9 protein-coding genes, 2 tRNA genes and 1 pseudogene are annotated in these 11,078 nt (G+C 49.4%); 4 read left to right on the forward strand and 8 right to left on the reverse strand.

Going from position 1 to position 11,078, the window contains the following annotated elements:
- Positions 1 to 38: 38 nt before the first annotated feature.
- From HW443_RS06890 to HW443_RS06920, 7 genes are all read right to left on the reverse strand, one after another.
- Entirely contained in the window at positions 39 to 1,466 is a 1,428-nt protein-coding gene (locus tag HW443_RS06890; protein ID WP_176235461.1) for a hypothetical protein, read from the reverse strand.
- Between the two features lie 127 nt (positions 1,467 to 1,593).
- Positions 1,594 to 2,508, reverse strand: coding sequence for an IS1595 family transposase (locus HW443_RS06895; RefSeq protein ID WP_176233102.1), 915 nt, complete (start codon positions 2,506 to 2,508; stop codon positions 1,594 to 1,596).
- Between the two features lie 259 nt (positions 2,509 to 2,767).
- A complete protein-coding gene (gene mqnC / locus HW443_RS06900; protein WP_176235462.1) occupies positions 2,768 to 3,877 on the reverse strand; it encodes a cyclic dehypoxanthinyl futalosine synthase in 1,110 nt (369 codons plus the stop codon).
- Positions 3,878 to 4,011: 134 nt separating this feature from the next.
- Positions 4,012 to 4,836: a menaquinone biosynthetic enzyme MqnA/MqnD family protein gene (locus HW443_RS06905; protein WP_176235463.1), complete on the reverse strand. Its 825-nt coding sequence runs from the start codon at positions 4,834 to 4,836 to the stop codon at positions 4,012 to 4,014.
- A gap of 12 nt (positions 4,837 to 4,848) precedes the next feature.
- A complete protein-coding gene (mqnE, locus tag HW443_RS06910; RefSeq protein ID WP_258189815.1) occupies positions 4,849 to 5,952 on the reverse strand; it encodes an aminofutalosine synthase MqnE in 1,104 nt (367 codons plus the stop codon).
- A gap of 107 nt (positions 5,953 to 6,059) precedes the next feature.
- A tRNA-Glu gene (locus HW443_RS06915) sits at positions 6,060 to 6,135 on the reverse strand.
- Between the two features lie 56 nt (positions 6,136 to 6,191).
- Positions 6,192 to 6,265: transfer RNA gene (locus HW443_RS06920), tRNA-Gln, on the reverse strand.
- 307 nt (positions 6,266 to 6,572) lie between these two features.
- Here HW443_RS06920 and HW443_RS06925 point away from each other — a divergent pair.
- The gene (locus HW443_RS06925; protein WP_176235464.1) at positions 6,573 to 6,869 is read left to right on the forward strand and encodes a type II toxin-antitoxin system Phd/YefM family antitoxin; all 297 of its coding nucleotides are present in this window, start codon (positions 6,573 to 6,575) and stop codon (positions 6,867 to 6,869) included.
- A 49-nt stretch (positions 6,870 to 6,918) separates the two neighbouring features.
- Here HW443_RS06925 and gltX read toward each other — a convergent pair whose 3' ends face one another.
- Positions 6,919 to 8,502 carry a glutamate--tRNA ligase gene (gene gltX, locus HW443_RS06930; protein WP_176235465.1) on the reverse strand — a complete coding sequence of 528 codons (1,584 nt, stop codon included), beginning with the start codon at positions 8,500 to 8,502 and terminating at the stop codon, positions 6,919 to 6,921.
- Positions 8,503 to 8,719: 217 nt separating this feature from the next.
- Between gltX and HW443_RS06935 the strand changes: the two genes are divergently transcribed.
- From HW443_RS06935 to HW443_RS06945, 3 genes and pseudogenes are all read left to right on the forward strand, one after another.
- Positions 8,720 to 8,965 carry a hypothetical protein gene (locus HW443_RS06935; RefSeq protein WP_176235466.1) on the forward strand — a complete coding sequence of 82 codons (246 nt, stop codon included), beginning with the start codon at positions 8,720 to 8,722 and terminating at the stop codon, positions 8,963 to 8,965.
- Between the two features lie 18 nt (positions 8,966 to 8,983).
- Positions 8,984 to 9,448 (forward strand): annotated as a pseudogene (locus HW443_RS06940) (DUF2284 domain-containing protein); the annotation flags it as partial.
- Positions 9,449 to 9,617: 169 nt separating this feature from the next.
- Positions 9,618 to 11,078 (forward strand): ATP-dependent helicase (locus HW443_RS06945; protein WP_176238015.1); only part of this gene is annotated, 1,461 nt, incomplete at its 3' end.

Raw genomic sequence — 11,078 nt, forward strand, 5'->3', positions numbered from 1 at the left:
TTATATCATAAATCGCTATCTATGGGTAGATACCCATGCTAAAACCGGAAGAACCAAAAAAAATAGATTTCATCCCCCGGGTGACTGGGGTTTTGGGCAAAGCTGATGGAGCTGATCTCTTTGTAATCGGCAGGTCGCAATCCTTTAAGGCTTAAGCGATGATATTTCCCTTCAACAAGGTCAAACAAAATTAGTTCTTCCTGGGAGCCATAAGCGATAAAATGGCTTTGCAAAAGCAGCCCCACTGGCCGGAAAACTAAGGGGCTGTCTTGGGGCAATAACTCTGCCCAGAATGGGTCCAGATAACCATTGTGCCGGCTGATCTGCCCATGCTGCCAGCCACTCGGCAGATCATACATGAATTGGTGCACAAACGACACATCTCCGGGAGCCGGTGCAACAAACTCCGTTATCACTCCCGGACCGGTTGCCGGCGGAAGTACCGGAGCTTGATCCGGCATTTCCGGAGCTATACTAGCGATAACCTTGATCTCCCCTGTGTCCAGGGCATAACTATAGGTGTGATCTTCGTTTTGCCAGAACGTTTCCGACAGATTACGGTCCAAGGTAAAGTAAATTTGCTTTTCCTGCAGGTTTATGGCCAGGGCGATGCTGTTAGCCCTCTGCAGGTACTTCTGGGGAAAAAGGGCTGATAGGTCAAGGCGATGGGTTTTTCTCGCCGGCAGCTCAACGAAATAGAGATCTGCCTCGGTGGCGGCAGCCAGCAAACGAGGAGCAGGCAAGGACCAAGACGGCCTAGCCAGATAATGACTAAGCGGCTCAAGCCTTAACAGCCTGTTGCCGGCCAGGTCATAAACATTGTAGGAAAATACTCCTGCCTCCCAGACGGGGAGCAAGCCCTTATTGTCCGGCGAGCCCCAATTTATTACAGGAGGGCCAAACTCCAGGCGCATCTTGCTAAAAGCCTGGAATTCCGGGCTGTTTTTGACTTGGGCCAGAATCGTTTTATCCTTTACGGTCAGCGCCGGGCTTTGTTCTCCAAGGTGTGGCAATAGCAGCACCAGAGCCAGTAAATCCTTAAATGAGACTAGGTTTGTATCAATCACATAAGCCCGGCCCAGGCTCTCCGCGCGATTGATGCCGGAGATCAAGGCAAGAGCAGGAGCAAAAGAAAGGACTGCCGCAGGAGGTGAAACGCCGCGATCAGCTTCTGGCTGGTACCTGGTCCTAACCAATAAGACAGGATACCGGCTGTCCAGCTTCTCTGTCTGATGCAAAGTCAAAAATACCTGCTCCAGAACCTGCACGTCTTGCTGCAACCTGGCCTTGATCACCGCTATTGTTCCTTCATTGGCACCCTCGCCAGAAAATGACAGATAAACAGCCCGCTCCCGGCCGGCGATGATAGGCGATGTTGGCGAAGCGGCCGCAGCCGGAACAGGTACCACTAAAACAACAGAAATCACCAGCAAGATTCCGGCCAAGATCAGGTTTAAGAATTTCACGTACCCGTCCTCCTAAATCAAATGGTTCCGGTAAAATGTCTTTAAACTAGAATTAAAGTTACTTGGGTATGCACTTTACTGATGTGACCACTATATATTGTGGTTTGCAACTTTATGCTAATTTACCCTACTTTTCAGTATTTACAATCTTATCGTATGTTTTGGGTTCCACATTAATTGCATTTTGTATAAGCCTATAGAATAACATTCCACGGTAGTATGAAGCACGCCGATTGAATCTAAAAGTATATTCGTCAAGGTAGTATTCGAAATGCTTATCTGTTACTGCACCTTGATGCGTTCCCATTAACCATCTGTTTAACAGCGATATAACTAAATGAACATGGGGCAATAAGTCTGATTTTTTAACGCGTTTAGCCACTGTGACTTCATGTGTATACCCCACTTTGGATAACCCATTATATCCCTGCCATCCATCAGTAGGAATTGAACTGCCTTTTTCAACCGATTCTTGTATTGCTTTTAAAAGGCTTTCCCCAGAAACATCTGGAACACGAGATATTCTGACCCGTCCGATCTTTTTTCCTGTGACCTCAACTGCAACAACAATGAGTATCTTGTTTTCAGAACCACGACCACGCTTTCCTTCACTTTCACCCCCTATGTAAGCGTCGTCAACCTCTACGTATCCAGAAAGTTTATCTCTTCCTGGTCTAACCATTGCGCGCCTTAACTTGTGTAGCCATGTCCATGCAGTACGGTAACTGCCAAGTCCTAGTATCCTTTGCAATCCTAATGCGCTGGCGCCATTTTTTTGCGCTGTAACCCACCAGGTCGCTCTAAACCACATTGTTAAAGGTTTATGCGTATCTTGAAATATGGTTCCTGCTATTACTGAAGTTCTATAATGGCAACTTGTACATTGGAAAAGTACTTTACCTATTGGCCATGCTTTTGCATGACCACATCGCGGACATTGAAAACCATTTGGCCACCGTATGCTGAAACTATAGTCTCTGCAAGCTTCTTCCGTATTAAATTGTTTTTCAAACTGTTCTAATGTCATCGGATATTCTCTCATGCCTATATACTACATCTTGTATGCACATTAGTCAAGTGCATGTTCTGGCTGTGACGGGACGGACGGACGTTGTGGTCCACAAGCTAGGAGATGATAGAAGGAATCGGCGGAAGGTCCAGACAAGGAACTGGACGTTTAGATTAGGGCACTTTTCGACATACAGAGAAGAGAGCTTATAGCTCTTCTAAGAATATCATCTTCTGAGAACATTACTATCGTCGTTTTGGTCGAGAACAGGCGGATAAAGGGTCGAGACGACTTAATATACCTTCAGAATCTTATATTCCGTATCCCTGAGGGCAGGGGTAAAGCCGGCAGACCTTATCAGATCTATCATCTCTTCCACGGTCATTTTGTAGGAAACACCAGCCGCCTTAACCACGTTTTCTTCAATCATGATGCTCCCCAGGTCGTTTCCACCGAAGAAAAGAGTTAGTTGGCCGATCCTTTTGCCCTGAGTAACCCAGGAGCCCTGGACATGTTTAACGTTATCAAGAAAGATACGGGAAACGGCCAGAGTCCGAAGATAGTCTATGGAAGAGGTGGGCCTTCCTCCCACCTTTTTCTCCAGAGCGGTATGTCTTGGCTGAAAGGTCCAGGGTATGAAAGCTCGGAAACCTCCGGTACGGTCCTGCAGGGTCCTTATTTTGGAGAGGTGAGTGATTCTATCCTGAAGGCTCTCTATGGTTCCCATCATCATGGTGGCTGTGGATTTCAGGCCGATACTGTGAGCGGTCTCCATGACCTCCAGCCACTCCTCCGTCGTGGCCTTGCGGGGACTGATTTGGGCTCGGATCTCATCGACTAGAATCTCCGCCCCTCCCCCGGGCAGGGAATCCAGGCCAGCCCTTTTGAGCTCTACCAGGACGTCCCTTATGGAAAGGCCGGAGTTACGAGCAATATGGACAATCTCTGGAGGAGAGAGGGAGTGGATGGTCACCGGAAATCTTTTCTTAATCTCCTGGAACAGGTTGACGAAATAATCCAGATGCAGCTCAGGGTGGAGGCCTCCCTGGAGCATGATCTGGGTTCCACCCAGATCAATGGTCTCCTGAATGCGTCGAAAGATCTCCTGGTTGCTCAAAAGGTAAGCCTCAGGATCTCCCTGGCGGCGGTAGAAGGCACAGAATTGGCATCCTGAGATACAGATATTGGTATAGTTGATGTTTCTATCTATTATGAAGCTGACCAGATTATCCGGATGTATCCTCCGTCTGACCAGATGGGCCAGTTGGCCCAGCTCCAGGAGGTCGGCTTCTTGCAGCAGAAGGAGGGTCTCTTCTTCGGAGATCCTCTCACCGTTGCGGATTTTCTGAGAGGTGGCAGGCTCGGTTGTTTTCGTTTCTGGAACATTTATCCTTTGTGACATCTTCCCTTAGGTATGCTTATCTCCCCATATTGATCGAGAAGGCTTACTCTGGTTACATTTTGCCTCGACCCGTCAGGTTTTGTAAGGTTCTACGAAGTAGTGTATATGGCAAGTTGAGATCGACACCACACGCCTTACGTGGAGAAAAACTCCAGTTGAGGAATCTGGCCTATGTAACCCAGGCTTTTAGCTTTTTCATAAAAGAGCATAAGGCCTTTCTGGTATCGCTCATCAAAGTTAAACTGAAGATTTGAGAAGTAGTCTTTCAAAAAGTCCTCGGAGAAGATCTCCCAGCGGGCAGCATCGTGGGCTATCTGCTCCAAATGCTCCTGACTGTAGGTCATGGATTTAAGAAAGGAGTGGTGAACCTCGGAGGCAAGATGGGCCTTCTCTATGGCAAACTCCCGCCGCACCACCCAGACGGCATAGGTCATAGGATAGCCGGTGAGCCCCTTCCACTCCTCCCCCAGATCGTAAATAAGAAGGTCTTGGGGATGGTAGAGAGCTCGCAGAGCCACATCCCCAATGAGAAGAGCTGCCTCAGACTCCATCAACATGCGGGGGAGGTCTGGAGGGCTCACCACATAGGTGGGTTGGACCCCATACTTTTGGGCCAGGATGATTTTGAGCAGGATCTGGGAAGTGGCTGAGGTATTGGCCAGGGAAACAGATTGGCCGTCCAGCTCTCTGGCAGGACGTTTACTGACTATAAGAATGCTTTGTACTCGGCCATCGGAGCTGACAGCAAGGTCAGGAAGAAGGAGAAATTTATCCTGGTGAAAACAATATTCAATGGAGGATAGGGGGCCTATATCCAGTTCGCCTCTAATAAGAAATTGGTTTAACTCAGTGGGAGTTCCCTTGACCAGCTCGATATCCAGGAGGACGTTCTGGGTAACCAGGCCATAATACAAAGGGAGGCAATTCAGGAACTGGATGTGGCCGACCCGAGGACGCATAGAATTAGTACCTCAGTTGTATACTTCAAGCACATTATACAAAGTGTCCCTTTCCACCGGAGTCCTTTTCATCTCTCTAATCATGTTAATCAGCTCGCTCTTGGCCATGGCTTCTTCCGTCTCTGCTCCGGCCGAGTGAGTGATCTTCTCCTCCACCACGGTACCATCCAGGTCATCTACTCCGAAATCAAGGGACAGTTGAGCTATTTTGGGGTCAAGCATGATCCAGAAGGCCTTGATGTGATCGAAGTTGTCCAGCATAAGGCGGGAGATGGACAGCATCTTAAGGTCTTCATAGGCTGTGGGCCGTCTGGCTCCGGTCATCTTTCCCAACGGGGTATTCTTGGGATGGAAGGGAAGAGGGATGAAGGATTGGAAGCCTCCGGTCTCATCCTGAAGCTCCCGCAGCTTGATCAGATGGTCAATCCTGTTTTCCGGAGATTCGATATGGCCGTAAAGCATGGTCGCATTGGATCTGAATCCCAGGCGGTGGGCAGTTCTCATGATTTCCAGCCACTCTTTGGCGCTGGCCTTACGGCTACAGACTTCCCTTCTAATCCCGTCATCCAGAATTTCAGCTCCGCCGCCTGGAAGAGAGCCCAGCCCGGCTTCCTTCAAAGTAAGAAGAACATCCTGGAAGGAAAGGCCCGAGAGATCAGCAAAGTGTTTTATCTCCACCGCGGTAAAAGCCTGAATGTGCACATGGGGAAACTCCTCTTCCAGCCGCCGGACTGTCTCCACATAGTAGCTGAAAGGAAGGTCGGGATGGAGGCCGTTTACAATGTGCAGCTCCGTGATTCCCAGAGAGAGAGAGTTTCTGGCTTTCTCAACTGCTTCCTCAATGCTCATGGTATAGGCATCGGGATCATCCCGGTCTCGGCTGAAGGCACAGAACTTGCAGCGGGAGACGCACACGTTGGTCATATTGAGGTGTCTGTTGACATTGAAGAAGACGGAGTCCTTAGTTTTTCTCTCCTTGACCCATCGAGCCAGATAGCCCAGGGTCAGGAGGTCGCTGGACTCCATGAGGGCCAGCCCGTCTTCTCGGGAGAGCCTTTGACCGGCCAGGACCTTTTCATAGATACTGCTAATGTTGTGGTCTACGGCTATGTTCAAGAGAGCTCAAGTCCTGTGGGAAAGTAAAACATAAACCCTTCTGGGAGCTTGGGATGCAGATCTCTGGAAAAGTAACAACTTTTCCTCTCCCTAGCCCATGTCTTATGTGGTAGCGCATAGGGGATTTGAACCCCTGTTTTAGCCGTGAGAGGGCTATGTCCTAGGCCCCTAGACGAATGCGCCTCATTGGTTCAACCGTATTCTACCAAGGTTCCCAATAAATTGGATTGCAACAAAAATGGCTGAGGAGGGAGGATTCGAACCTCCGCCGGCAGATCCAGAGTCTGCTGTCCTACCGCTAGACGACTCCTCATCGGCTGAGCTTTTGCATTGCCAATAGTAGCATATTGATTTTGGTTTTTCAAACCTGGTAGCGGCTAATAGCCAAAGAACCCAAAGATTGTTCCATAATTCTTAACAAATATGTAAAGTTTTCTTGCACTACGTATACTTCAATAACCGTCTTGGTGAAAGGGAGGGAAAGCGCCGCGGGTAGTGCCCTCTATTTGACAAGTGGTTCAATAGATATTAATATAATCCTATCTATCCATGTTTCCCAATATGGGATATATTGGATATCTTGAGGATCAGAATTAAAAATCAAAGGAGAGAGCAGAGAAGTGCGCAAGAGAGTTAGTACAATTCAGGTTCGGGATAAGCTTGGTGAGATTCTGGACCAAACCTACTACAGAGGGGATGAGTTTGTCATTGAACGAAAGGGTAAGGCTCTTGCCGTAATTGTGCCCTTTGAGGAGTATGAGAGGTGGCAACTCCGCAGGGAAGAAAGCTTCGCCATATATGACCGTCTCTGGGAGGCGAACCGGGAGTTCACCCCTGAGCAGGTTGAGAAAGATGTGGCTGAGGCGGTAAAGGCTGGGCGAGAGAAAAAGCCTGGCCACGAAAGATCCAGGCCGTGATCCGAGCGGTTCTGGACTCCAATACTCACATTTCTGCAGCGATTGTTTCTTACGGCCCTTCGGCTCCTTCTTCCAAAATGCTCAGGACCTTGGCGATCCTGTTCAGACTCTTTTCCTTACCCAGGATGGCCAGGCTCTGGAAGAGGGGAGGGCTTACGGTTTTGCCAGTAACAGCGGCCCGGATGGTCTGAAATATCTGCTTTGCCTTCAATCCCAGTTCATCGGGAAGTTGACGCAGTAATTCCTCGATCTCTTCCGAGGAAAAGGTTTGCGCCAGGCGCAGTTTTTCCAAGGTTGCTTGCAGGATTTTTCTTGCCTCCCTGGCTTTCAAGAATTTCTGCATGGCATCTTTTTCCAGAGGATAATCCTCGGTAAAGAAAAAGTCGGCCATCTGCTGCACCTCGGATAGTTTCTTGATTCTTTCTCGAACTAGAGGAATTATCTTCAGAAGCGTTCTTTTTATTTCTGCCTCTGGAACTCTTGGGGCCAGGATATTCTTAGTTTGGGTGTCAGACAAGGTCTCATTTCCGGTAGCCGATCCGAGGTGTTCTTCTCCTTCTTCCCTTCCTTCACCTCCCCCATCTACCAGGGCGATATCGCGGATGTAGGGAAGAAGCAATTCCGCCAGCTCCTGATCTGACTTCTCTCTGATGTACACTCCATTCATCCACTCCAATTTATCCAGGTCAAAGATAGCAGGGTTCTTGGAGACTTTCTCCAGAGAAAACTTATCGATCAGCTCGCTCACGCTAAATAGTGTCGTCCGATCATCATAGGACCAGCCTAAGAGGGCCAGATAGTTGACCATGGCCTGGGGCAGAAAACCCTCTTCTCGGAAGGCTTCCACAGCGGTGGCCCCGTGTCTTTTGCTTAAGCGGCTGCCATCCTTACCCAGAATCAGGGGAATGTGGGCAAACTCGGGCCGAGGGTAACCCAAAGCCTTGTAGATGGGGATCTGTTTGGGAGTGTTGGAGAGATGGTCATCTCCCCTTATGACATGGGTGATTTGCATGAGGGCATCGTCCACTACTACGGTGAAGTTGTAGGTCGGAGTTCCATCGGATCGGACGATGATGAAGTCGTTGACCGCCTCTTTCTTAAAGGCAATCTCACCATGAATGAGGTCCCGGAAGGACAGATCTCCAAAGGAGGTAGCCCTGAACCGGAGGGCAAAGGGCTTTTCCCGAGACAGAAGCTTGTGGATCTGATTTTGGGTCAGATCCCCACATCGGCCATCATAACCAGGGGGCCTGCCTTCTCTAAGGGCTTGCTGACGTCTCTCCTCCAACTTTTTAGGGGCGCAAAAACACCTGTAGGCGCGGTCCGCAGACAAAAGCTTCCGAGCCGTCTCGGCATAGAGATAGGTCCTCTGACTCTGGAAATAGGGCCCATAGTCTCCACCCACCTGGGGTCCCTCATCCCATTCCAGGCCCAGCCATCGGAGAGAGGACAGAATAGTATCTATAGCCCCTTCCACATTTCTAGAGATGTCCGTGTCTTCTATCCGAAGGATAAACTTTCCACCATGTTGTCTGGCAAAAAGCCAGTTATAGATAGCTGTCCTGGCTCCCCCTACATGAAGGTAGCCCGTAGGGCTGGGAGCGAAACGGACCCGAACTTTGGTTCTTACCATAACCTGTCATTCTCCTCTAGTTCTTCATGTACATGATACATGAAGAGGAGCCTGGAGCCAAGTTCTCCCAGGGGGAGGATACGGTAGCTTTGGGTGAGAGTTCGAGAGAGGGCGCCAACTTCCCGCGAAACCCCTATGTCTTAGTCATAGGGAGGTTTAGTAATTTCGTGCTAAAATATCCGCAAAGCAGACCAAAGTGCAGGAAGGGCAAGAGGTCATGAGCAACACTATCAAGGAAAAGGATAAGGCCAGACATACAGCCAGCAGCAGGTTAAAGGAAAGAGGTAGAATAGCCTCACCCGAGAGCGAGAAGAGGCAGGAGATCCAGGAGGCCCAGGAGAGCAATATAAAGTCAGATCTTGCTCTTATGTGTGCCAGGGCTAAAGAAGTAGGTGCCCTGGCTGCCGCCCCCATTTTGGCCCAGGATGTGGTTCTGGATGAGCGGGTGCGCCTGAAATGCTGAGTACCTAGATGTGCTCACTACGATCAGAACTGGATGTGCCCACCTCATGTAATTCCCTTTTCTGAGTTTAAGGAGATTCTGGGAAAGTACTCTCATGCTATTCTTATCCAGGTGGAGATTCCGGTCTCCCATTCGGAACTTAAGGAGGCTTACGGAGATAAAGATCTCTCTGAATTGTATCCCACAGAAGACTACCAGAAGAAAGTCAAAACTCCCTTCAAGGAGCTTTACCCGATCTTAGACAAAATAGAAAGCTTGGCTTTCAGCCTGGGCTATCATTTTGTTGCTGGCCTTGCCGCTGGCCAGTGTCAGATTTGTCTAAAATGTGCCTATCCGGATCCATGTCCAGTACCTTTCCGGGCCCGACCCTCTATGGAAGCGCTGGGAATAGATGTTTTTGAAACCGCCCAAAGAGCTGGCCTTCCTATTGACTTTGGGGTAAGCGGAAAGCCAGTCTGCGTTGGGCTGGTTTTAGTGAGCTGATTTATTTCTGAAATCAGATAAGAATCTAGCCCAAAGGGTCTTTGACAAATACGAACATATGTTTAATAATTGAGATAATATCCTGGTGGTTACACCATACCAGTGCATGAGACAAAAACTAGATTGCTGCAACTGGGAGAACACTGTGGTCCAAGGCTGACCTAACCTCATGAAACCTAAACTCATTCTAACTTTCGACGATCTTCAGGAGAAGGCAGTCCGCCACCCCGCCGGCCGCCTGATAGTGGTGGCCGGACCGGGGACCGGCAAGACCCAGGTAATTATCCAGAGGATAATTCATTTGATAGAAGCAGAGGGCGTCGATCCCTCCTCCATCCTGGCTCTGACCTTCTCCCGCCGGGCAGTCCGGGAGATGAGGGAGAAGGTAGCCCTCGGTCTCTCCCGCAGTTTTTCTGAGATAAAGATTTCCACCTTTCTCTCTTTCTGTCTGGATTTTGTAAAGCATAATTTTCGCGCCCTGGGCTATAGGGCAGCTCCCGAACTCCTCACTTCTACTGAGCAATGGAGGCTGGTGAGGGGTGTTGTAAACTCGGTAGACCGGCATCGCTACCCTCATACCGGAAATTTCTTTGCCAGAGACGGTTTTATTCAGGAACTTTTCGATTTCATTTTGCGGAGTCAGGAAAACCTGCTTCTGCCCGAGGACCTGGCCAGAAAGATTCCCCACCACAGCCAGCCCCAACTGTCTGAGATGGTAGCTTTGTATCGGAGATATCTATCTCAATTGAAAGAAGACAATCTCATCGACTTTGGCGGGCTCTCCTTTCAGACCGTGAAACTCCTGAGCCAGGATGAAGAGACCAGGAGGAGATATCAGGAGAGGTATTCTCATATTGTGGTAGATGAGTTTCAGGAGACTAACTATGCCCAACTGAGACTGGTGGAAATGCTCTACGGAGGAAGGGGCAGTCTGATGTTGGTGGGGGACGATGATCAGTCTATCTATGGTTTCCGAGGCGCCCGGGTGGCCAGCCTCCTGGAGTGCCATGTCAGAGCTCCCGATAGGGAGAAGATAGAGCTGAGAGCTAACTACCGCAATGACCCGCAGATAGCCAGAGCCAGCCAAGAGCTCATAGCCCACAATAGGCTGAGGATAAAGAAGCAGAGCACGGCGGCAAAGGCACCTGGGGAAAGCTCCACGGAAACTCACCATTACCACACTGACGCCGGGGAGGCCAGCAGCATAGCCCAGCAGATATTAAGGATGAAGTCAGAGGATGATCTCAGCTTTCGGGATTTTGCTATTCTGATGAGGAGCATAGAGAGGGGAGGGGAAATTATCCAGTCCAGCCTCTTGAGAGCCGGTATCCCCTGTCAGATATTGGGAGATAAAAGCAGCCTGTACAGCCATCCTTTGATTTCCGGGATAGTATCTTTTCTAAAAATTTTGGTCACCGGCGCGGGCCAGGAAGGATTTGATCTTCTCTTAAAAAAGGTTCTTCTCTCCGAACTTTTCTCTCTGGACCCCTTCCTTCTTCGGGAGATGGAAAGGGCCGCCAGTCTGTTTCAGCATTCCTTGTTTGAGTACATCCATAATCTGGAAATTCAGGAAGATCCTTCCATCCGAGAATCTCAGGCCCTGAAGGAATTTCGCTCTTCCTACCAGATC

The organism is Candidatus Hakubella thermalkaliphila, assembly GCF_013281975.1.
Taxonomy (GTDB): domain Bacteria; phylum Actinomycetota; class Humimicrobiia; order Hakubellales; family Hakubellaceae; genus Hakubella; species Hakubella thermalkaliphila.